We start from the raw sequence: 22,418 nt of genomic DNA on the forward strand, positions 1-22,418 counted from the left end.
TGATAGCCGAGGCCATCTTTCAATAAAGGAACAGGAGTTCCTTTATTTCATCCGGTATTAGCTCCGGTTTCCCGAAGTTATCCCAGTCTTACAGGTAGGTTGCCCACGTGTTACTCACCCGTCCGCCGCTAACTAACGGGAGCAAGCTCCCATTAGTCCGCTCGACTTGCATGTATTAGGCACGCCGCCAGCGTTCGTCCTGAGCCAGGATCAAACTCTCCATAAAAGTTAAGTTTAAATCTTGTATTGCTCAAAAAACTAATAATTGACGTTTACTTCATGTTTTGTTTAGTTTTCAAAGTTCACTTCATCGCTTCAGAAGCGACTTATAAATCATATCATTTAAAGCTTGTTTTAGTCAACAACTTTTTTAAATGTTTTTTGTTTTTTTATTTCATTTGTTTTCCCTCGTTTGGGACAACATAGAATAATATATCAGCTATTTAAATTAATTACAATACTAAAATAAAAGAACTATTATTCAGAATGTTCCATTTACCTGAGCTCTTTATTAACAATAGTTACTATATTCACTTTAATAGGATGCTTCATAAAGAAGCATCCTTTGATCCTTTAAGCTAACGTTGCATTCTTCTTAAATTTTCCAATTGGTTTCACTGCTTCTACTAATGCTTGATCTAACTCTGTAGTGTATTTTGCTTTTTGTTCCTTACTCCACTCTAGCTTTATTGACATAAATTCAATTACTGAGTCTCTCCATTCATATACCCAATGAATATTGAAGAACAATGCACCAGTACGACGTATAAAAAAGTCGACTGGTTTTACAACCATCTCAAAGTCTATTGCATATAAAAGCGGTACGAAGACATCTAAAGGTAAATTATATTGATTAGCCACCATTCTGTATTGACTTGCTAACTGAAATAATGTATCAACATTGGAACCATAAAATTTTGTAAAACGTTCAGCTTGATTTTCTGACAAACCAGACTTGATTCCTTCTTTGGTTTTTTCAGAAATATATTTAGAAAATTGTGATGCTCCACCTACATGTCCACCAGAGATAGGCATATGTTTTGTCTTACTTTTTATATAGTTAGAATTGTATCCTTCCTTTTTTAGTAATCCAATTACATAGTCAATTACCGTTTCGGCCATTTTTCGATACCCCGTTAACTTTCCACCAGCAATTGTTATTAAGCCAGAATTTGAAGTCCAAATTTCATCTTTGCGTGAAATTTCGGATGCACTTTTCCCTTCTTCATATATTAACGGACGTACCCCTGCCCAACTTGATTCTATATCCTTTTTCGAGATATTTATTGTTGGAAACATATAGTTGATTGCATTGATAATATAGTTACAGTCTTCATTAGTCATTTGTGGTTTCGCAGCATCTTCATTATAAAATGTATCTGTTGTACCAACATATGTCTTTCCATCTCGAGGAATCGCAAATACCATACGTCCGTCTGGCGTATCAAAATAGATTGCTTGACCGAGCGGGAAACGGCTATGATCAATAACTAAGTGAACACCTTTAGATAGCTGTAATACCTTACCTCTCTTTGATTGATCCATTTCACGTAGTGAATCAACCCAGGGTCCCGCTGCATTTACAATTTTTTTGCCGTATACTTCATATACTTCACCATCCAATAGATCAACGACAATTACACCGCATACTTTACCATCTTTATATAAGAAACCATCTACTTTAGCATAGTTCACTGCTTTAGCCCCATGAGCAATTGCTTCTTTCATTACCTCAATTGTTAGACGAGCATCATCTGTGCGGTACTCTACATAGTATCCGCCACCTTTTAACCCTTCTTGTTTTACAAGTGGCTCTTTTTCAATCGTTTGTTCACGATTAAACATTTTTCTGCGTTCACTTCTTTTTACACCAGCTAGGAAATCATAAATCCTTAATCCTATTGATGTACTATATGCACCAAATGTACCACCTTTATGGAAAGGTAATAACATCCATTCTGGAGTTGTTACGTGAGGACCATTTTCGTAAACAATTGCACGTTCTTTCCCAACTTCTGCTACCATTTTTACTTCTAATTGTTTTAAGTATCGTAATCCACCATGTACAAGCTTAGTTGAACGACTAGATGTACCTGCTGCAAAGTCTTGCATTTCAAATACGATTGTTGATAATCCACGTGTACTAGCATCTAAGGCAATACCAGCTCCAGTTATACCTCCACCGATTACGATTACATCTAATTCTCTTTTATTTACTGTTTTTATGACATCTTTTCGTAGTGCACCTGAAAATTTCATGGCTTTTCCTCCTTAAAATACGAAAAAAAGAGACCACAAACATCACTATAGAAATTCTTCTATAGCATGTTGTGGTCTCTCTAAATCTCCTACCGAAATATTAACTTGTTTCTATTTTAACACTATACTATGTTATTTGAAAGCTTTTGTTGCTTCTATTGCTTTTTTCCAACCACTGTATAGTTCTTCTCTTTTATCATCTTGCATTTCCGGTTTAAATCTCTTATCCATGTTCCATTGTTTTGAGATTGTTTCTTGATTTTCCCAATAACCAACAGCTAGACCTGCTAAATAAGCTGCACCTAAAGCAGTTGTTTCATTTACTTCAGGACGTTCAACTGGGACATCTAATAGGTCACTTTGGAATTGCATTAAGAAATTATTCTTAACTGCTCCACCATCCACACGTAAAGTTTTTAGTTCAATACCCGAATCAGCTTCCATTGCACATAATACATCTTTGGTTTGATAAGCTAATGCTTCCAGTGTTGCACGAATAAAATGTTCCTTCGTTGTTCCACGAGTTAATCCAAAAACCGCTCCCCGTACATCACTATCCCAATAAGGAGTACCTAGACCAACAAATGCGGGTACAATATAAACTCCATCTGTAGATTGAACTCTAGTAGCATATTCCTCACTATTACTAGCATCTTTAAACATGCGCATTCCATCACGTAACCATTGAATAGCGGAACCTGCTACGAAAATACTTCCTTCTAAAGCATATTCAACTTTTCCATTTAGGCCCCATGCAATTGTTGTTAATAAGCCATGATTAGATTTTACCGCTTTTTCACCAGTATTCATTAACATAAAACAACCAGTACCATAAGTATTTTTCGCCATTCCTTCGCTAAAGCAAGCTTGACCAAATAACGCAGCTTGTTGGTCACCAGCTATCCCTGCAATAGGTACATTTTGACCAAAGAAATGGTAATCAACAGTATGGCCATATACTTCAGAAGAAGATCGTACTTCTGGAAGCATACTTTTTGGTACCGTTAGCATTTCAAGTAGCTCATCATCCCAACTTAAGTCATGAATGTTATACATTAATGTACGTGATGCATTTGAATAATCCGTAACATGTACATTGCCTCCAGATAATTTCCATACAAGCCAAGTATCAATTGTTCCAAATAATAATTCACCACGTTCTGCTTTCTCTCTTGCACCTTCTACATTATCTAGAATCCACTTAACTTTTGTTCCAGAGAAATAGGCATCAATTAAAAGACCTGTTTTTTCACGAACAACCTCTCCATAGCCTTTCTCTTTTAGATCATCACATATCTCACTCGTTTGACGTGATTGCCACACGATTGCATTATAGATTGGTTTTCCAGTTGTTTTGTCCCACACAACTGTTGTTTCGCGTTGATTTGTAATACCTATACCTACAATTTGCTCAGGTTTTACATCTGCTTCACTTAAACAAGTAGCAATAACAGCTAAAATTGACCCCCAAATTTCTTGCGCATTATGCTCAACCCATCCTGGCTTTGGAAAATGCTGTGTAAATTCTTTTTGTGCAACATGGACTATTTTGCCATTTTTATTAAATAGAATTGCACGAGAACTTGTTGTACCTTGATCTAAAGAAAGAATGTATTTATTCATAATCGTCCCATCTCCTCATTAAGCTACTACTTTTCTATTATTTGTATGACTTTGACTCTTTTTACTTGTTAAATAAGAAACTATTAAAATACCAACTGTTACAATTCCTAAATAAATAATTGCAGAGTTATGCTTACCTTCAAAAATAATTTGATAGAATAATCCTGCAAGTGATCCTCCTAATGCTGGCCCAACAACTGGAATCCATGCGTATTTCCAATTTGAACCCCCTTTACCAGTAATAGGTAATAAAAAGTGTGCAATGCGAGGTCCTAAGTCACGAGCCGGATTAATTGCATAACCAGTCGTTCCGCCTAATGATAAACCAATGCTAACAATTAAGAAACCTACGATAAAAGGATTTAAACCATCTGCAAATTTATTTGAACCAATTGCTAAAATACCAAAAACTAAGATGAACGTTCCAATCAATTCACTTAAAAGATTTGCAAATGTATTAGGAATAGCAGGACCCGTTGCAAATACACCTAATTTTGTTCCTGGATCTTCTGTTTCTTTCCAATGAGGTAGATAATGTAAATAAACAATTGTTGCTCCGATCATAGCACCAATCATTTGTGCTGCAATGTATTCGGGTACTTGACTCCATGGAAATGAGCCTTTAAAAGCTAATGCTAAAGTAACAGCTGGATTTAAATGCGCTCCACTAATACTTCCTACTGCATAAACAGATATTGCAACTGCTAGACCCCATCCTAGAGTTATTACAATCCAACCTGAATCCTTAGCAAATGATTTTTTTAAACTTACACCTGCACAAACTCCTCCACCTAAAACAATTAGCAAAGCAGTTCCAATTAATTCCCCTAAAAATCCTGACATAATTTCACTCCATCCACATTCAATTTAAGATTAAGTTTTCTCGTGAGCGAAAATAAATCGAATGGCCATTCTTTTTAATAATAACTCTGTTAATATAGAAAAGAAGTATTGAGACAACGAGTATGATATTAGTGCATACCAATTATTAACTGAGCCTAAAAACAAAAAGACCCACAATCAATCAGCTTCTATTAATAAATAGAAACAATTAATTGTGGATCTCTTCATTTCTCCGTCACGTTTATTAACTTGTCTTTTATGCTAACCTCAAATGAAAGCGGTGTCAACAAGAATTTTCACATTTCTGCCATTATTTTAGGAATTTTTTCCATAAGTCTTTATCCGATGTTGTAATTGCAGTAGCACCAGCATTTAAAGCTGCATCCACATCTTCAACAGTTCTTATAAATCCACCAGCTAAAATAGGTATACCAGTTCTTTCTTTTACCTCTCCAATAACATTCGTAAGCGCTCCTGGTAACACTTCAATGTAATCGGGCTTTGTTTTTTCTAATAACAAAAAACTTTTTTCCATTGCTCCGGAGTCAATCAAAAAGATCCGTTGGATGGCAATAACCCCTTTTTGCTTAGCCTTTAAAATAACATTGGATTTTGTAGAAAGTAATCCATCTGGCTTGTATTCTTGACAAAGAAATTCCGCTGCATGCCCATCACTTTGTAAACCATGTATAAGGTCGACATGTAAAAATACTTTCTTTCCATGTTGCTTAGCAAGAGAAACTACACTTTTCAATTGACCAATATGAATATCAAGAATAACAATATATTTATACGGTGTAGTTAATAATTTTTCTAAATCCTTTATTTTTCTAACGGCTGGTAGAATCTTTTGTTCATGAAAATCCATCAATATTACCCCTATAGAATTTTTTACTTTTATAGTACACAATTAAAAAAAAAAGAAAAAGCCTGTACAATGAAAGAATTTTCATTGTACAGACTATTTTTAACTTTAGATCTACTCTCTGAAATACGCTAAGAATAATAGGAATACTACAAACAACACATACATTACAGGATGAATTTTTTTCGCTTTTCCAGCAGCAATCATTGAAATCGGATAGAAAATGAATCCAACTGCGATACCAGTTGCAATACTATAAGTTAGAGGCATTGCAATAATTGTAAAGAATGCTGGAACAGCAATTTCGAACTTTTTCCAATCAATTTGACCAATTGATGAAACCATTAAAACTCCGACTACGATTAAAGCAGGTGAAGTTACCGCTGCAGTTACTACTCCTAAAAGTGGTGCGAAGAATAATGCTAATAAGAAAAGAATACCTGTTACTACTGCTGAGAATCCAGTACGTCCACCAGCAGCTACACCAGCAGTTGACTCAATATAAGAAGTAGTAGTACTTGTACCTAAAGTTGAACCAACTACTACAGCAGTTGCATCAACCATTAATGCTTTACCAGCTCTTTCAAGTTTGTTTTCTTTTAATAATCCAGCTTGGTTAGCTACAGCTACTAATGTACCAGTTGCATCAAAGAAATCTACAATAAAGAAAGTTAATACTACAGCAAACATTTTACCTGAAGAGAAAACATCTGGAATATGTTTAATTGCTTGACCAAATGTTGGAGCAATACTTGGTACTGGACCAACAACTGAAGATGGTAAGTCGATAATTCCAAAAATCATACCTGCGATTGCAGTAATGATCATACCTAAAAATACACCGGCTTTTATTTTTCTAGCCATTAAAACTACAGTAATAACTAAACCGAAAATCGTTAATAAAACAGCAGGTTCATTTAATTTACCAAGTGATACGAATGTCGCAGGGTTACTTACGATAATACCTGAGTTTTTTAAACCGACAAAAGTAATAAAGAATCCAATACCGCTACCAATTGCTAATTTTAATTCAATTGGAATTGCATTTATAATTTGTTCACGAAGACCAGTTAATGAAAGAATGATAAAAATGATACCTGATACGAATACGCCAGCTAATGCTGTTTGCCATGGAATACCCATTCCAAGAACTACGTTAAAAGCAAAGAATGCATTTAATCCCATACCTGGTGCTAAAGCAATTGGATATTTCGCATATATACCCATTAAAATCGATCCGTATGCTGCAGCTAATGATGTAGCTACAAAGATTGCCTCTTTATTCATTCTTAAAGCTTCTGGGAAATCCTTAATATCTGATAATGATAAAATTGATGGATTTACAAATAAAATATAAGCCATTGCTAAGAATGTAGTTAAACCAGCAATTGTTTCTTGACGATATGATGTGCCTAACTTGTTGAACTCAAAATAATTACTGATACGTTCTTTCATGTGATCCTCCTAAGTTTTAGTCTTAAAAGTCGGTCTCTATTTTATAAAATAGAAAAGGCACTTTTACACAAAGGTAAAAGCGCCTATCACGAGCAGTTTCATTCTGAAGTTATTAACCCTAGAATAATAGAATAATAGCAACATAGTGGGTTAATTACTTTCAGAAATCATTACTTCGTAGTCCGCCATTTTACGGTGGCGGGTAGAGACGCTAGTCCATATTTACTAGCCTATACGACAAGTTTTGACAAATTATTTATTTAATTTACATCCTTATATTACAATCAGTTTTAGTTAGTGTCAACAAAAAAACGAACATTTTTTATAAAATATTCGTTTTCGTTCGTTTTTACCATATTTTAGTTATTCTATTATACTTAATCATTAGGATATTCACGTATCAGTAAAATAAATCATGTAATTCACTGTAAATTCTAATAATTATTGTACTATAAATTGATCAATAATAAAAATTTTTAAAACTCTAATTACAAAAAAAAGCTATAATCCCTTAGAAGAGATTATAGCCGTTTTAAATTATTCCCACTCAATCGTTGCAGGTGGCTTACTAGTTACATCATAAACTATACGGTTTACGTGTTTAACTTCATTTACAATACGAGTTGAGATTTTTTGTAGTACATCCCAATCAATACGTGCCCAGTCAGCAGTCATTCCATCGATCGACGTAACTGCACGAATACCTACTGTGTAATCATACGTACGTTCGTCACCCATTACACCAACACTACGGATGTCAGGTAATACCGTGAAATATTGCCAAATTTCTTTATCTAAACCAGCTAAAGCAATTTCTTCACGTAAAATTGCATCTGATTCACGAACGATTTCAAGTTTTTGATCAGTAATTTCACCTAATACACGAATTCCTAGACCTGGTCCTGGGAATGGTTGTCTCCAAACGATTGCATCTGGAATTCCTAATTCAGTTCCAACTGCACGTACTTCGTCTTTAAATAATGTATTTAAAGGCTCAATTAACGTGAATTGCATGTCTTCAGGTAATCCACCTACATTATGATGTGATTTGATTGTTTGAGCTGTAGCCGTACCGCTCTCGATAATATCTGTATAAAGAGTTCCTTGAGCTAAGAAATCCATACCTTCTAATTTAGCTGCTTCATCATCAAATACATAGATGAATTCATTACCGATAATTTTACGTTTTTCTTCTGGATCAGAAACGCCAGCAAGTTTACTTAAGAAACGCTCTCTAGCATCTACTTTAATTACATTCATGTTGAAGCCTTCGCTAAACGTCTTCATAACGCCTTCAGCTTCATCTTTACGTAATAAACCATGGTCAACGAAGATACATGTTAATTGATCACCAATTGCTTTGTGAATTAATACTGCAACTACTGAAGAATCAACACCACCACTAAGTGCACAAAGTACTTTTTTGTCGCCAACAGTATTACGAATATTTTCAAGTTCAACTTCAATGTAGTTTTTCATTGACCAGTTTGCTTCACATTCGCAAATATTGAATACGAAATTCTTTAATAGATCATTTCCATATTCAGAGTGACGAACTTCCGGGTGGAATTGTACACCATACATTTTTTTAGCTTCGTTACTCATTGCAGCGATTGGGCAAGAAGCACTAGTTGCATCTACAACGAATCCTTCTGGTTGTTGCATTACTTTATCACCGTGGCTCATCCAAACTACATGGTCTGAAGGCAGGTCTTTTAATAAAGCAGACGGATTTTGAATATTTAATTCAGCTTTACCGTATTCACGTTGGTCAGCTCTAGCTACCGTTCCGCCAAAATGTTGCGTCATTAACTGCATTCCGTAACAAATACCTAAGATTGGAATTTCTAAATCAAAAATTGCTTCATCACAGAAAAAAGCATTTTCGCCATATACGCTATTTGGTCCGCCAGAGAAAACGATCCCTTTAGCACCCATTTGCTTAATTTCCTCTGCAGTTATTGTATGAGGACGTAATTCACTATAAACGCCAAACTCACGGATACGTCGTGCTATAAGTTGGTTATACTGACTTCCAAAATCTAGTACTACAATTGTGTCATGTTGTTGCAAAACGGTCACCCCATCTATATATATTGAATTAACGTATCAGTTAAACTGATACTATTTTTCCCAAAAAAAATAAAAAAAGCCGATTTTCTACTCTTTTTACATACGAAAAATACGCATAAGAAGGCAGAAAATCAGACTTAAATTAAACAAAGTCAGACTGCCTTCATAGTCAGGGCATGTTACGGCGCCCCGGTAGAGACTCTCGACCCGTATTGTCGAGGATATATGAAGAATAATGACGAATATTGTATTATTGTCTCATTCTAACAATGTATAATTTTTCGGTCAAGGTATTTCAATGCATAAAAAAAATAAATTTTTGTGGAAACGTTACAACTTGTCATGAATAAGATTATAGTGTATCTTTTAACTAACGAACGGTAGGTAGTTTATCGAGTCAAAATCATTTATTTAGTCTGCTATAAAGGGGAGATATTTTATGAGTTGGATTTACTTAGTTATAGCGGGGGTTTCCGAAATTGCCTGGGCATTTGGACTAAAATACTCAGAAGGATTTACAAATTTGTTGCCAACAATTTTAACGATTGCTGGGATCCTGTTCAGCTTTTATTTATTTTCAAAAGCAATAAGAGATATTCCAATAGGTACTGCCTACGCAGTTTTTACAGGAATCGGTGCCGCTGGGACAGTTATTATTGGAATGTTATTTTTAAATGAATCTGCCTCTATATTGAAAGTTGTTTTGGTAATTACATTATTATCCGGAATTATTGGCTTAAAATTAACTTCAGATGATAAAAAAGCAGAGAAAGGAGATGCAGCATAAAATGGCTTGGTTATTTTTATTTATTGCGGGTTTGGGTGAAGTCGGCTTTGTCATTTTTATGAAGCTATCGAATAATTTTAAAAAACTTAACTACTCCATTTTGTGTATTCTATCTGGATGGACTAGTTTTTACTTATTATCAAAGGCCTTAAAGGTTATACCCGTCGGAACAGGCTATACAATCTGGACTGGTATAGGTGCCGCTGGTTCTGTTTTAATAGGCATGTTGTTCTTTTATGAATCACGTGAATGGAAAAGACTATTATTTATCACATTGGTAATTGGTTCTGTTATTGGTTTAAAAATCATCTCACCTCATTAAAAAAATCCCTATTTGAAAAAGAAATAGGGATTTTTGTCTTTTAAAACAGCTTTCCCCAAGTGTTTTTTCCAACAATTCCATCGACAACTAGTCCATTACTTGCTTGAAATTTTTTAACTGCATTTTCAGTAACTGGTCCAAAAATTCCATCTGCTGTTATTTTTAGTTTTTGTTGAACCTTTTTTACAGATTCACCTCTTGATCCTTCTTTTAAAATACCAGGGTATGGAATTGAATCTGTCTGAGTTATCGGGGGATTTAAGATGGCATTCACTTGTGCTTTAAACTCGTTAAATTGCTCTGGGTGGTCTATGAAGGTTTTTGGACATGGCTTATGTGTTATGTCATAATGTCTTACAATGTCATTTGCATTTAATTTAAACATCTTACATAATTCAGCAATTACTCTGATCGTACGTGTTAATGTGTATTGTGAAATAGTACCATCCTTTTCGACACACATTTCAACTCCAATTGAAAGCTTATTTGCGTTCGGAGCTAGTGCATCAACCCCTCTAAATACACCACCATTACTATTTCTTTCATAATGATCATTTGCATGATAAGCTACTTCATCAAGCGGAATAATACAGATTGCCTCTTTCGAATCAACAAAAATATGAGCAGATGCATATGTTTTATTTTTAATCGCTATACCGTTAAAATACCTTTGGTGACTTTGTGCACTTGCCCCCGGATTGGCTGTCCAATGCAGCACAATTTTTCTAACTTCTTTCAATTTTATTGACGGCCTCGTATACTTGTTCATCGAAATATAATCATTTCTCCAAGTTGCCAAAATTAGCACTCCTTTTCAATATTGGCATGTCCAAACAATTTCCATCCGAATACTTGGACATGTATATTAATACAGTATTCTAAAAGATAAAATTCGTTACATAAAAAAAGAGAGTATTAGATACTCTCTCGGAATACTTGATACTAATTACTTTTTTAGTGGTTTAACATAAATTGCTTGTGAAGAATTAACAGATATACATCCATCCAAATCCTTCTCTTTTAACAATCCCAAATTAATAGCAGACTTGATCTTATCTCCATCTGGTTTTCTTACAATTTGTATTAAATCAGTCAAGTTTAGTTCTTCTAATTTATGAATTGTCTTATCTTCATTAAATTTCTCTTTTTTTCTTATGATTCGTTCAAGTTTTAAATTATTAATAATTAGTTCACCTTTTTCATTCATTCCAACTTGATGATCAAAGTATCCATGAAAAATCTTTTGTAATTCTTCTAACTGATTTTCAATATCTTTCTTTTTTTGACTCAAATCATAGTACTCGTTCAACATCGGTTCGGTAATTTTGAAATTATTTTTCCTCCCCATTTCATAACACCACTTTTCATTAGAAGATAATTAATCTTATTGTGAAATTAGACGAGTTATGACTTGAAATACATTAGAAATAAAAGTACATTAACTAGTGGAAGACTAAAAATAGAATGAATTATTGCTATAAAAGAAAATAAGAAAATTTATGTTATTTATATATATCAAATCAAAAAGAAAGGAATCTTGATTATGTTGAAAAGCAACAATCATGATAGCGAAATGAAAAATGTTTATTGAACCAATGCTATTACAAAATGCTGATAAACCATTTGACTCTGATCAACATTATTTTGAATTGAAATCAAATGGTGTTCGAATGATGCTTGAAAGGCAAAATGGAAAGAATAAACTTTTTAATCGAAATGGTACGGAGATTACAGAGAGAATCCCTGAACTCGAAAATATCGAATTAGATGATTGTTACTTAGACGGTGTTTTAGTTTGTTATAATGACGGCAGAGAGGATTTTGAAGCTGCAACCAATCGAGTAAGTTTTATTCAAGAATACAAAATAATACAAGGAAGCAAACAATTTCCATTAACATATATCGTTTTTGATATTTTACGCCTTAAAAATAAAAACTTAATGAAAGAACCTTTATCTTATCGAAAAAAAATCCTTTCAGAAACTATAGTAGATCAAGAATCAATTAAAAAAAGTTTTTATATCGAGTCGGAAGGTGAGATGTTTTTTGAGCAAATTAAAACGCTCGGACTAGAAGGTATAGTAGCTAAATTAAAAGATTCCACTTATATACCAGCACATCGATCACTAAATTGGTTAAAGATCATTAACTGGAGATATAGTAACTACTATATAACGGGATATAAAAAACAAGGAATGGGATTATTAATCTCGGAATTAAAAAATGGTGAGTATGTAAATGTAGGGATAGTAGAGTTTGGGATGAATATCGGCCAAAAAACAGCTTTCTTTAGTCTAACCAAGCATATAAAAACTGGAGAAGACAAAAATTATATTTATGTAGAACCGTTAGTTCGATGTGTGATAAAAAGTAGAGGTCAATTAAATAGCGGAGAATTAATTGAACCAATTTTCCATGATTTTATCGTTTAAAAATAACTTTTTTTAAAGTAATGATCTACCCCCCTTTAAATGTAGAAAGTATTAGTAGCTTTTTACTTATATGAAGGGGTTTATTTTTTTCTATCTAAATATAAGCCATAATATGATCAACCAAAATGGTATAGAAAATAAAAGACCAAAAAGGCATCCTCTATATAAACCAAAATTCATCTAAATCATCCTTAAAAAGTTATTTGATATAATTGCAATATTGCATCAAAGATTTTCTGCTTTTATCAAATTTACTATACATATTTAAACGATATTTAGTCAATAAAGCCTTAGTCTTATTTAATTCAATTTCTCCAATCAAATACCTGTTAGTTATTCTCATTATCGACTACACCGATTGTAAAAGTCTTGCAATTATATGCAAAAAAAACCCTTGATTGCTCAAGGGTTTATTCTTTATTACATCATGCCGCCCATACCCATGCCGCCCATGTCAGGCATTGCTGGAGCATTTTTCTCAGGGATATCAGCTACTACTGCTTCAGTTGTTAAGAACATAGCTGAAACAGATGCTGCGTTTTGAAGTGCAGAACGTGTAACTTTAGTTGGGTCAACGATACCTTCTTCAATCATGTTTACCCATTGTCCGTTAGCAGCATTGAAACCAACGCCAACTTCCGCACTTTTTAATTTCTCAATAATTACTGATCCTTCTAGACCAGCATTTGTAGCGATTTGACGAACTGGAGCTTCAAGTGCACGTAATACGATGTTGATACCTGTTGCTACGTCACCTTCTGCTTCGATTGCAGCTACTTTATTATATACGCTCATTAATGCAGTACCACCACCAGCTACAATACCTTCTTCAACTGCAGCGCGTGTAGAGTTTAATGCATCCTCAATACGTAATTTACGCTCTTTTAATTCAGTTTCAGTTGCAGCACCAACTTTGATTACTGCTACACCACCAGCTAATTTAGCTAAACGCTCTTGTAATTTTTCGCGATCAAATTCAGAAGTAGTTTCTTCTAATTGAGCACGGATTACGCCGATACGTCTTTGGATTGCTTCAGTTTCACCAGCACCTTCAACGATTGTAGTGTTTTCTTTTGTTACTACAACTTTTGAAGCACGACCTAATTGAGTGATGTTAGTTGTTTTAAGATCTAATCCTAATTCTTCTGTAATCACTTCACCGCCAGTTAAGATCGCGATATCTTCTAACATTGCCTTACGACGGTCACCGAAGCCAGGAGCTTTAACAGTAACTGCATTGAACGTACCACGTAATTTATTTACGATGATTGTTGCTTGTGCTTCGCCTTCAACATCCTCAGCAATGATTAATAGTGGTTTACCTTGTTGAACAACTTGCTCAAGTACTGGTAAAATTTCTTGAATGTTTGTTACTTTTTTATCTGTGATTAAAATATATGGATTTTCTAATTCAGCGACCATTTTCTCTGAATTTGTAACCATGTAAGGAGAAGAGTATCCACGGTCAAATTGCATACCTTCAACTACTTCTAATTCAGTTGTGAAACCTTTTGATTCTTCAAGAGTAATAACTCCATCGTTACCAACGCGCTCCATTGCTTCAGCAATTAATTGTCCAACTTCTGGATCCGCTGAAGAAATTGCAGCAACTTGTGCGATTGACTCTTTACCTTCAATTGGTTTTGAGATTGTTTTTAATTCTTCGATTGCTACAGCAACTGCTTTTTCGATACCTTTACGGATACCCATTGGGTTTGCACCAGCAGTTACGTTTTTAAGACCCTCACGAATCATAGCTTGAGCTAAAACTGTCGCAGTTGTTGTACCGTCCCCAGCAACATCATTCGTTTTGCTAGCAACTTCTGCAACTAATTTTGCACCCATATTTTCAAATGCATCTTCTAATTCGATTTCTTTTGCGATTGTAACACCATCATTTGTAATTAATGGAGAACCGAATTTTTTCTCAAGAACTACGTTACGTCCTTTTGGTCCTAAAGTTACTTTTACAGCATCAGCTAAAGCGTCTACACCACGTAACATTGCGCGACGTGCTTCTTCACCAAATCTAATGTCCTTTGCCATGAAAATGACCTCCTTATAATATAAAAAATATATTTTTTAATTTAAGTATTATTATTTTATTAACCTATGATTGCAAGTATATCGTTTTCGCGAAGTACTAAGTATTCAGTACCACCGTACTTAACTTCTGTTCCTGAATATTTAGAGAAGATAATGCGGTCACCTACAGATACTTCTAAAGCTACGCGCTCACCATTTTCAAGTACTCGGCCAGTACCTACTGCAACAACTTTGCCTTCTTGTGGCTTTTCTTGTGCACTACCTGGTAACACGATACCACTAGCAGTTTTTTCTTCAGACTCAACAAGCTCAATTACAACACGATCACCTAATGGCTTTAACATGTGTAATACCTCCTCAATAATCAAATCATTATTTTTTAGCACTCATGTATATTGAGTGCTAACACAATTATTAGTTTAAATAATATCAAAAAATTTTGCAAGCCCGAAGCAGGCACTTTTCTTGTCGAAATTTAATAAGTTTTTTTCTTTACAATCAAAAGTAAAATAAAAAGTGAAAATTTCTTTTAAGAAACATAAGAAACGAGTAAAATAATGTACGTGTTGTTATAAACCTTTGGGTTCTGAAAAATATCAACACAAAGGAGCTATCGTATTGAAAACTAGAGATTTATGGATTTTATTAACGTATGTCGTTCTTCAATATTCAGCGGTATTTGGAGTGCCCTATTTATTAAATAGTAACTTATACGCTGGAGTGGATCAGAAAACGGCTTCTCTTGAAGCAGTGGCATTATGGGGTTGTATTAGTTTCGTAACTGGATTAATTATTATCCTTATCTTATTACATAAGCCCATTTATGAAGGAATAAAGCATTTAAAAACTAATTATCGTACAATAATAAATTGGGTTGTTTTAGGTTACTTCATAACAATGCTAAATCAAATTGTTTGTAATTTAATTTTAATTTATGTGTTTCATTTACATAAGGGCTCAGAAAATACTCAAAATATCATAAACATTGCAAAGCTTAATCCGGCTTTTATTATCATCCCAAGTCTAGTTGCACCAATTTTAGAAGAGATTATTTTTCGTCGAATCATTTTTAAGAGGCTTTATAATCGTTTACCATTTATTATATCTGCTGGAATTAGTTCAGCGATCTTTTCGCTTATGCACGGTGACTTGCCCTTCTTTTTATCTTACTTTCTAATCGGTTTTGTATTTTGTTACTTGTATAAACGAACAAACTCAATTATGGTACCAATCTTAACACATATGTTAATGAACTCTTTTGTCGTTTTTCAGCAAATCAATTTACATTAAAAACCCCCAATTCTTTTGGGGGTTTTTGTATTAATATAAATTTATTGTTGTAAAAAATATGCCAATGTTTGCAGTTCAACTGCTAAGTCTATATGATGAATGCGAATATGTTCTGGTACACTAATTCGTGCAGGTGTGAAATTTAAAATACCTCTAATATTTTTTCCATTTAATCGATCAGCTATTGATTGTGCTACAGGTGCAGGAACAGTTAAAATAACGATTTGAATATCTTCATTCATAACTTCCTCTAGATTATCTAGATTATAAACGGGTACTCCACCTATTTCAGTACCAATTTTATTTGGATCAATATCAAATGCCATCTCAATTTTTGTATTATTATTTTTTATAAAATTATAGTGTAAGAATGCAGTTCCTAAATTACCAACACCAATTAATGCAACTTTCATAACTTCATGCTGGTTAAGCGCTTTCGAGAAAAAAGTTAATAAATAATTTACGTTATAGCCATAACCTTTTTTACCAAGTGCTCCAAAATAAGAAAAATCTCTTCTGATTGTAGCGGAATCTACCTTTACTGCTTCACTTAACTCTGCTGAAGAAACTCTTTGTTTACCTGATAAAGACAAATTCTTTATAAAACGGTAATATAAAGGTAGACGTTTAGCAGTAGCTTGTGGAATTTTAATTTGTTCCGAATCCATTTTTTAATCCCCCACTTACTGTAATTCTTTTTACTATGGTGTGTAATTTAACTTTATTTTAGTAATAAAGTACTTGTTCTAATGTAAAATATACACTATATTTAAGAATTTTGACAGTCTACAGTTACATACATAAAAAATTTTGCAATGAGGTGTTATCCATGATTCTTTTACAAGTAAATAATGTCTCAAAGTATTTTGGTAGTGACATTATACTTTCAAATATAAAATTAGAAGTTCAAACGAGTGATCGCGTTGCCATTGTTGGTCGAAATGGTGCGGGAAAATCTACATTATTGAAAATCATAGCAGGTGAAATATCTTATGATGGCGGTGAAATAAATAAACCTAAAGATGTTACTGTAGGCTACCTAGCCCAAAACACTGGTTTACAAAGCAATCAAACGATTTGGGAAGAATATTATTCTGTTTTCAATCATTTAGTAGAGATGCAAGACAATATGAGAAAATTAGAAGTTAAAATGACAAGAGAGGATGTCTATTCTAACCAAGCCGTTTATGACAAGGTTATGAATGAATATGATCATCTTCAATATACTTTCAAAGAAAACGGTGGTTACCAGTTTGAAGCAGATATTCGTTCAATTATTAGTGGTTTAGGTTTTAGTAATGAAGATTACGAAACAAAAATTTCTTCGTTAAGTGGTGGACAAAAAACAAGACTGGCATTAGGTAAGCTATTGTTGACGAAGCCTGACTTGTTAATTTTGGATGAGCCTACTAACCATTTAGATATTGACACTCTTAGTTGGTTAGAGCGCTACTTACAGTCATACCCTGGTGCAGTATTAATCGTTTCCCACGATCGATATTTCCTTGATCAAGTTGTTAATATTGTTTATGAAATATCTAATCATAAGCATCAACGATTTGTTGGTAATTATAGTAAGTACCTTGAGCTAAAGGCAGCTCAATATGAACAAGAGTTAAAACAGTTCGAAAAGCAACAAGAGGAAATCTCTAAACTTGAAGATTTTGTGCAGCGTAATATTGCACGTGCATCAACTACAAAAAGAGCTCAAAGTCGTAGGAAACAATTAGATCGAATGGTTCGATTAGACAGGCCACTTGGAGACGAGTCTTCTGCTAATTTTTCATTTGCAATTGAAAAACAAAGCGGTAATGATGTGTTGTCTGTACAAGATTTATTTATTGGCTATGATCGTATCCCAACAATTGATCAGCCGATGAGATTCGTTCTGAATCGAGGCGATAGTGTCGCATTAGTCGGTCCAAATGGTGTTGGTAAATCGACATTACTTAAAACAATTATTGGAGATTTAGAAAAATTACAGGGTACGATTGATTTTGGTGCAAATGTTTCAGTTGGTTATTATGATCAAGAGCAAGCAAAACTAACTTCTAATAAAAGAGTTTTAGATGAACTTTGGGATGATTATCCATTAAAGGCCGAACAAGAAATCCGAACAATATTAGGTAATTTTTTATTTTCTGGAGATGATGTAACAAAAATTGTTACTTCTTTAAGTGGTGGAGAAAAGGCAAGATTAGCTTTGGCTAAGCTTATGATGAAAAAAGCTAATTTCCTAATTCTGGATGAGCCTACTAACCACTTAGATCTAGATAGTAAAGAAGTATTAGAAAATGCTTTATTAGATTACCCTGGAACTATTTTATTTGTTTCTCATGATCGTTACTTTATGAACAGATTATCCACAAAAACTTTTGAACTAGCAAAAGCAGGATTATCAATTTATTTGGGTGATTATGACTATTACCAATTTAAGAAAAACGAAGCATTTGAAAAAGAACAAGCAGAAAAAGAGGCTACATTCTCACAAGTTAAACAAACTTCTCAACCAGTTTCTGATTATCAACAAGACAAAGAATTGAAGAAAAAAATCCGTCAAACTCAGCGCCGTATAGAGGAAATTGAGAGTAATATATCGCAAATTGAGCTTGATATAGAGACGATTGAACTAGAATTATGTAAGCCAGAGGTTTACGGTGATTTTCAATTAGTACAAGAATTAACAATTAAGAAAAATGATATCGAAGCTAAGTTAATAGACCTAATGGAAGAATGGGAAAACTTACAAGAATAATGTCTAAACGGATAAGCTTTTTGCTATCCGTTTTTTCTTATCTACATATTTATCCACATATATTCAATTATTATTTAGCTTTTACACAGGTTTATACACATTATCCACAGAAAAACAGTAATGTTATACACAATTTTGTGCACATAGTTTAATAAGTTTTTAACAAATAAAAAGTACTTATCCACATTTTATTAAAAAATTGTGAATAAGTACTTCTTACATATTTTCTAAATCCAAACCTGGATTCCCGTTTAATGCCAAATTACCTAGTTTTCCTTGTTTTAAACGAATAAATGCAGCAGCACCAATCATCGCAGCATTATCTGTACAAAGTGATAGTGGTGGTATAACTAATTCTATATTATTCAAAGCATTCATCTCTTCTTGTAATGTAGCTCTCAACCCTTTATTAGCTGCAACTCCTCCGGCTAATAAAACTTGTTTTACATCATATTCTTTTGCAGCTTGAATTGTTTTTGAAACAATTACTTCAATTACACTCTCTTGGAAACTTGCTGCCACATCAGCTGGTGATACTGCTTCGCCTCTTTGCTCAGCATTATGCATATAATTAATAACTGCTGACTTTAATCCACTAAAACTAAAATCATAGCTACCCTCGTCTAACCATGCTCTAGGAAAAGGAATGGTTGCATTTCCTTCTTGTGCGAGACGATCAATGTGAGGACCACCTGGATAAGGTAATTTAAGTGTTCTAGCAACCTTATCATAAGCTTCTCCTGCTGCATCATCCCTTGTTTCACCTATTACCTCAAAGACGCCATCTTCCTTCATGTAGACAAGCTCAGTATGTCCACCAGAAACTACTAAGGCTAATAGCGGATATTGCAGGGGCTGTACAAGTTGATTAGCATAAATATGACCTGCAATGTGGTGTACACCTATAAGCGGTAATCCATGTGCAAATGCAATTGCTTTTGCCGCATTTACCCCAATTAGTAACGCTCCAACAAGTCCTGGACCTTCTGTAACCGCAACTGCAGCTAGATCCTCATATTCTACCTGTGCTTGCTTCATTGCTTCTTCGATTACTAAAGTTATTTGCTCAACATGTAATCGTGAAGCAACTTCAGGTACAACTCCACCAAAACGTTTATGAATATCGATCTGAGTAGCTACTACATTACTTAAAATTTCATTTCCATTTTTAACAACTGCTGCTGAAGTTTCATCACAGCTTGTCTCTATAGCAAGAATTAAACAATTTTCATTTATCATTTCAAATTCACCCACATAACTAATGCATCCTCAAAATTATCTGTATAATAGCTTTTTCGAATACCACCATCTTGGAATCCCAGCTTTCGATATAGTCCCATTGCTACATGATTTGATACCCTTACTTCTAATGTTAATGTATCAGCTCCAAGATTTTTAGCAGTTTCCATTACCGCCCGAAGTAGCTTTTCGCCAAGACCTACTCCCCTATAATCTGGTAAAATAGCTATATTTGTAATATGTCCCTCGTCAATAACCACCCATAATCCACAATAACCAATTATTTTCTCATCAACTTCAGCCACTATATAATTAGCAAATTGATTTGAATATAATTCATTATAAAAAGCATCATATGTCCATGGTGTAGGGAATGATAGTTTTTCAATTTCTACTATTTGATCTAAATCTTCTTCTTTCATTTTACGAAAAGCAACCGATGAGATCATAATATCCTCCTACTTTTCTTGGCTTGCTAGCCAATTAGCTTCTGCTTCTGATAATCTTAAATATTCTGGTGCAAAATTATGAACTGATTCTTCTTTTTCTTCTAAGCTACATGTATACAGTTCACTTGGTCTCTGGTTATTCAAACTTTCTTTTGCAAAGACCGCTTGATCTTTTAAATGCTCAATAATAAATTCTTTATGAATTGATACATCATTACCAATAAATAAGATTTGTTCATTATAAGATTTAAGCTTTTCAATCCAGATACTTCGGTCAATATTGCAGTCTTCTAATACCTCATTAGTAACCTGTCCTCTAAAATCATAAAGACCTGTAAATAATAAGTTGCGTCTTGCATCAAATAATGGGCAAACTAATCCATTAAAATATCGTCCGTTAGCAGCTAATACCTTCAAACTTGAAACCCCGATAATTGGAATATTTAAAGTGAAAGCTAATGATTTAGCCACAGTGACACCAATGCGTACACCTGTATAAGAGCCTGGACCTTTTGCAACTACTATTTTAGATAGTTCCTTTGGTTTTATATTGCATTCTTCCATTAAAGTACTAATGGCTGGCATTAATCGTACAGAATGGTTTTTATTAATAAATGTTATCGTTTCTCCAATAACAGATTGATCTTTTATTAGACTAATTCCCATAACATTTGTAGATGTATCAATTGCTAAAACGGTCATTGTTTATTAACTCCTTACAAATAAATTCATACCTAGATCCACTTGGAATAAAAGTAATCATTCTACCATTTTCTTCATGAGTTATTATGATTTTTAAGAATTCATTTGGTAAGTAATCTGAAATTAAATGAGCCCATTCTACAACACAAACACCTTCACCCATAAAATACTCATCAAAGCCTAAATCTTCACTACTACCTTCTAAACGATAAACATCCATATGATATAGAGGAATTCTACCTTTATATTCTTTGATAATATTAAAAGTTGGACTATTAACCGTTCTTTTTACATCAAGACCTTTAGCAAAACCTTTTGTAAAGGTGGTCTTTCCAGCACCAAGATCTCCTTCTAATAATATTACATCTTTTTGTTGCACTAATTGTCCGAGAAAAAATGCAATTTCTTGAGTTTCTTCCTCAGTATTTGTATGTAAAACAATTTCCAATTACTTCACCACCAAAATTCTAACTCGTCTATTTCTAACTTTGCCATATTATATCATTTCAAAACATTAAGCGGATGTCAAACAGTAATATTCTTTTGAATAGTTTAAATAAATTATTGAAATTTATATTTAGGTTGTTTTCGTTTATTTTGTTACTTCTCTCGCATTGCGTATGTCGTAAGCAGTGTCTTCTAGTCGCATAGACTCCTTGTTGATCTCTTACCTACCATCCCACGTTTACTAATTAAGGTTGAGTTAAGCAGTCTTTGCTTTTGTCAGCTTCTGTTTTAAACAATTATAATCGTTAAAAGTAATACTGTACGAAATTAAATCTATTTATATATTACTCATTTCCAATATAATAAAAAAAACGAAACAATTTTTTGTTTCGTTTTAAGAATCGTATGTATGGCGGTCCCGACCGGGATCGAACCGGCGATCTCCTGCGTGACAGGCAGGCATGTTAACCGCTACACCACGGGACCAATTTGGTTGCGGGGACAGGATTTGAACCTGCGACCTTCGGGTTATGAGCCCGACGAGCTACCAGACTGCTCCACCCCGCGATAATTAGGAATTTATTTCCAAAAAAATCCAAACCAGGCGACGTTCTACTCTCACAGGGGGAAACCCCCAACTACCATTGACGCTGAAGAGCTTAACTGCCGTGTTCGGTATGGGAACGGGTGTGACCTCTTCGCAATAATCACCTGATTTGTATTGAGTTGTACTTCGTACCCTCAAAACTAGATAATGTCATTATCAAACTTGTTAGTTAAGTCCTCGACCGATTAGTATCAGTCAGCTCCACGTGTCACCACGCTTCCACC

The 22,418-nt window shown here is 34.0% G+C and carries 20 protein-coding genes, 2 tRNA genes, 2 rRNA genes and 2 riboswitches; of the genes, 5 read left to right on the top strand and 19 right to left on the bottom strand.

The window, feature by feature from the left end; all coding sequences use genetic code 11:
* The 7 genes from BM319_RS23840 to guaA form a co-directional block, all read right to left on the bottom strand.
* Positions 1-226, bottom strand: a 16S ribosomal RNA gene (locus tag BM319_RS23840); the annotation flags it as partial.
* 347 nt (positions 227-573) lie between these two features.
* A complete protein-coding gene (locus tag BM319_RS23845; RefSeq protein WP_091024949.1) occupies positions 574-2,259 on the bottom strand; it encodes a glycerol-3-phosphate dehydrogenase/oxidase in 1,686 nt (561 codons plus the stop codon).
* Positions 2,260-2,391: 132 nt separating this feature from the next.
* Complete coding sequence (gene glpK, locus BM319_RS23850; protein ID WP_091024951.1) at positions 2,392-3,882, bottom strand: glycerol kinase GlpK; 1,491 nt, start codon at positions 3,880-3,882, stop codon at positions 2,392-2,394.
* An 18-nt stretch (positions 3,883-3,900) separates the two neighbouring features.
* Positions 3,901-4,725 carry an MIP/aquaporin family protein gene (locus BM319_RS23855; RefSeq protein WP_069033984.1) on the bottom strand — a complete coding sequence of 275 codons (825 nt, stop codon included), beginning with the start codon at positions 4,723-4,725 and terminating at the stop codon, positions 3,901-3,903.
* 310 nt (positions 4,726-5,035) lie between these two features.
* On the bottom strand, positions 5,036-5,593 hold the full coding sequence (locus BM319_RS23860; RefSeq protein ID WP_069033985.1) for a glycerol-3-phosphate responsive antiterminator: 558 nt from the start codon (positions 5,591-5,593) through the stop codon (positions 5,036-5,038).
* 111 nt (positions 5,594-5,704) lie between these two features.
* Positions 5,705-7,033, bottom strand: a complete 1,329-nt coding sequence (locus BM319_RS23865) for an NCS2 family permease (protein ID WP_091024967.1) — start codon at positions 7,031-7,033, stop codon at positions 5,705-5,707.
* Between the two features lie 170 nt (positions 7,034-7,203).
* A riboswitch (purine riboswitch) is annotated at positions 7,204-7,303 on the bottom strand.
* Positions 7,304-7,582: 279 nt separating this feature from the next.
* On the bottom strand, positions 7,583-9,118 hold the full coding sequence (gene guaA / locus BM319_RS23870; RefSeq protein WP_483295440.1) for a glutamine-hydrolyzing GMP synthase: 1,536 nt from the start codon (positions 9,116-9,118) through the stop codon (positions 7,583-7,585).
* A gap of 146 nt (positions 9,119-9,264) precedes the next feature.
* A riboswitch (purine riboswitch) is annotated at positions 9,265-9,367 on the bottom strand.
* Positions 9,368-9,557: 190 nt separating this feature from the next.
* On the opposite strand from guaA, the gene BM319_RS23875 reads away from it, so the two are divergent.
* A complete protein-coding gene (locus BM319_RS23875; protein ID WP_069033988.1) occupies positions 9,558-9,905 on the top strand; it encodes a DMT family transporter in 348 nt (115 codons plus the stop codon).
* A 1-nt stretch (position 9,906) separates the two neighbouring features.
* On the top strand, positions 9,907-10,227 hold the full coding sequence (locus tag BM319_RS23880; RefSeq protein WP_091024956.1) for a DMT family transporter: 321 nt from the start codon (positions 9,907-9,909) through the stop codon (positions 10,225-10,227).
* A 40-nt stretch (positions 10,228-10,267) separates the two neighbouring features.
* On the opposite strand, the gene BM319_RS23885 is transcribed toward BM319_RS23880, so the two are convergent.
* Both BM319_RS23885 and BM319_RS23890 read right to left on the bottom strand, forming a co-directional pair.
* A complete protein-coding gene (locus tag BM319_RS23885; protein WP_069033990.1) occupies positions 10,268-11,026 on the bottom strand; it encodes a peptidoglycan recognition protein family protein in 759 nt (252 codons plus the stop codon).
* A gap of 147 nt (positions 11,027-11,173) precedes the next feature.
* The gene (locus BM319_RS23890; RefSeq protein ID WP_069033991.1) at positions 11,174-11,575 is read right to left on the bottom strand and encodes a hypothetical protein; all 402 of its coding nucleotides are present in this window, start codon (positions 11,573-11,575) and stop codon (positions 11,174-11,176) included.
* A gap of 232 nt (positions 11,576-11,807) precedes the next feature.
* Between BM319_RS23890 and BM319_RS23895 the strand changes: the two genes are divergently transcribed.
* Positions 11,808-12,659 carry an ATP-dependent DNA ligase gene (locus BM319_RS23895; protein ID WP_091024958.1) on the top strand — a complete coding sequence of 284 codons (852 nt, stop codon included), beginning with the start codon at positions 11,808-11,810 and terminating at the stop codon, positions 12,657-12,659.
* A gap of 420 nt (positions 12,660-13,079) precedes the next feature.
* Here BM319_RS23895 and groL read toward each other — a convergent pair whose 3' ends face one another.
* Positions 13,080-14,705, bottom strand: a complete 1,626-nt coding sequence (gene groL, locus BM319_RS23900) for a chaperonin GroEL (protein ID WP_069033993.1) — start codon at positions 14,703-14,705, stop codon at positions 13,080-13,082.
* Positions 14,706-14,764: 59 nt separating this feature from the next.
* Positions 14,765-15,049, bottom strand: coding sequence for a co-chaperone GroES (gene groES, locus BM319_RS23905; RefSeq protein WP_025672094.1), 285 nt, complete (start codon positions 15,047-15,049; stop codon positions 14,765-14,767).
* Positions 15,050-15,323: 274 nt separating this feature from the next.
* Here groES and BM319_RS23910 point away from each other — a divergent pair, with 274 nt between their 5' ends.
* Positions 15,324-15,995 carry a CPBP family intramembrane glutamic endopeptidase gene (locus BM319_RS23910; protein WP_091024960.1) on the top strand — a complete coding sequence of 224 codons (672 nt, stop codon included), beginning with the start codon at positions 15,324-15,326 and terminating at the stop codon, positions 15,993-15,995.
* Between the two features lie 41 nt (positions 15,996-16,036).
* Here BM319_RS23910 and BM319_RS23915 read toward each other — a convergent pair whose 3' ends face one another.
* Entirely contained in the window at positions 16,037-16,663 is a 627-nt protein-coding gene (locus BM319_RS23915) for a redox-sensing transcriptional repressor Rex (RefSeq protein ID WP_025672092.1), read from the bottom strand.
* Between the two features lie 161 nt (positions 16,664-16,824).
* Here BM319_RS23915 and BM319_RS23920 point away from each other — a divergent pair, with 161 nt between their 5' ends.
* Complete coding sequence (locus BM319_RS23920) at positions 16,825-18,750, top strand: ABC-F family ATP-binding cassette domain-containing protein (protein WP_091024962.1); 1,926 nt, start codon at positions 16,825-16,827, stop codon at positions 18,748-18,750.
* Positions 18,751-18,966: 216 nt separating this feature from the next.
* Here the strand turns inward: BM319_RS23920 and tsaD are convergent, their stop codons facing one another.
* From tsaD to rrf, 7 genes are all read right to left on the bottom strand, one after another.
* On the bottom strand, positions 18,967-19,989 hold the full coding sequence (tsaD, locus tag BM319_RS23925; RefSeq protein WP_502686183.1) for a tRNA (adenosine(37)-N6)-threonylcarbamoyltransferase complex transferase subunit TsaD: 1,023 nt from the start codon (positions 19,987-19,989) through the stop codon (positions 18,967-18,969).
* On the bottom strand, positions 19,986-20,438 hold the full coding sequence (gene rimI / locus BM319_RS23930; RefSeq protein WP_069033997.1) for a ribosomal protein S18-alanine N-acetyltransferase: 453 nt from the start codon (positions 20,436-20,438) through the stop codon (positions 19,986-19,988). Before rimI ends, tsaD begins: the two co-directional genes overlap by 4 nt.
* Positions 20,439-20,447: 9 nt before the next feature.
* Positions 20,448-21,140 (bottom strand): tRNA (adenosine(37)-N6)-threonylcarbamoyltransferase complex dimerization subunit type 1 TsaB, encoded by a 693-nt coding sequence (gene tsaB, locus BM319_RS23935; protein ID WP_069033998.1) that lies wholly within the window; start codon positions 21,138-21,140, stop codon positions 20,448-20,450.
* Complete coding sequence (tsaE, locus tag BM319_RS23940) at positions 21,121-21,588, bottom strand: tRNA (adenosine(37)-N6)-threonylcarbamoyltransferase complex ATPase subunit type 1 TsaE (protein WP_056470004.1); 468 nt, start codon at positions 21,586-21,588, stop codon at positions 21,121-21,123. Before tsaE ends, tsaB begins: the two co-directional genes overlap by 20 nt.
* A 409-nt stretch (positions 21,589-21,997) precedes the next feature.
* Positions 21,998-22,073: transfer RNA gene (locus BM319_RS23945), tRNA-Asp, on the bottom strand.
* A 4-nt stretch (positions 22,074-22,077) separates the two neighbouring features.
* Positions 22,078-22,154 (bottom strand) — tRNA-Met (locus BM319_RS23950).
* A gap of 32 nt (positions 22,155-22,186) precedes the next feature.
* Positions 22,187-22,302, bottom strand: a 5S ribosomal RNA gene (gene rrf / locus BM319_RS23955).
* Between the last annotated feature and the right edge of the window lie 116 nt (positions 22,303-22,418).

This window comes from Bacillus sp. UNCCL81 (assembly GCF_900112535.1).
Taxonomy (GTDB): domain Bacteria; phylum Bacillota; class Bacilli; order Bacillales; family Bacillaceae_G; genus Gottfriedia; species Gottfriedia luciferensis_B.

Coding starts and splice junctions, on each gene's coding strand:
- tsaD (WP_502686183.1), bottom strand. CDS start 19,989: ATGATAAATGAAAATTGTTTAATTCTTGCTATAGAGACAAGCTGTGAT.
- BM319_RS23880 (WP_091024956.1), top strand. CDS start 9,907: ATGGCTTGGTTATTTTTATTTATTGCGGGTTTGGGTGAAGTCGGCTTT.
- BM319_RS23875 (WP_069033988.1), top strand. CDS start 9,558: ATGAGTTGGATTTACTTAGTTATAGCGGGGGTTTCCGAAATTGCCTGG.
- BM319_RS23855 (WP_069033984.1), bottom strand. CDS start 4,725: ATGTCAGGATTTTTAGGGGAATTAATTGGAACTGCTTTGCTAATTGTT.
- BM319_RS23890 (WP_069033991.1), bottom strand. CDS start 11,575: ATGGGGAGGAAAAATAATTTCAAAATTACCGAACCGATGTTGAACGAG.
- BM319_RS23895 (WP_091024958.1), top strand. CDS start 11,808: ATGTTTATTGAACCAATGCTATTACAAAATGCTGATAAACCATTTGAC.
- BM319_RS23920 (WP_091024962.1), top strand. CDS start 16,825: ATGATTCTTTTACAAGTAAATAATGTCTCAAAGTATTTTGGTAGTGAC.
- BM319_RS23915 (WP_025672092.1), bottom strand. CDS start 16,663: ATGGATTCGGAACAAATTAAAATTCCACAAGCTACTGCTAAACGTCTA.
- groES (WP_025672094.1), bottom strand. CDS start 15,049: ATGTTAAAGCCATTAGGTGATCGTGTTGTAATTGAGCTTGTTGAGTCT.
- BM319_RS23860 (WP_069033985.1), bottom strand. CDS start 5,593: ATGGATTTTCATGAACAAAAGATTCTACCAGCCGTTAGAAAAATAAAG.
- groL (WP_069033993.1), bottom strand. CDS start 14,705: ATGGCAAAGGACATTAGATTTGGTGAAGAAGCACGTCGCGCAATGTTA.
- rimI (WP_069033997.1), bottom strand. CDS start 20,438: ATGATCTCATCGGTTGCTTTTCGTAAAATGAAAGAAGAAGATTTAGAT.
- BM319_RS23845 (WP_091024949.1), bottom strand. CDS start 2,259: ATGAAATTTTCAGGTGCACTACGAAAAGATGTCATAAAAACAGTAAAT.
- glpK (WP_091024951.1), bottom strand. CDS start 3,882: ATGAATAAATACATTCTTTCTTTAGATCAAGGTACAACAAGTTCTCGT.
- tsaB (WP_069033998.1), bottom strand. CDS start 21,140: ATGACCGTTTTAGCAATTGATACATCTACAAATGTTATGGGAATTAGT.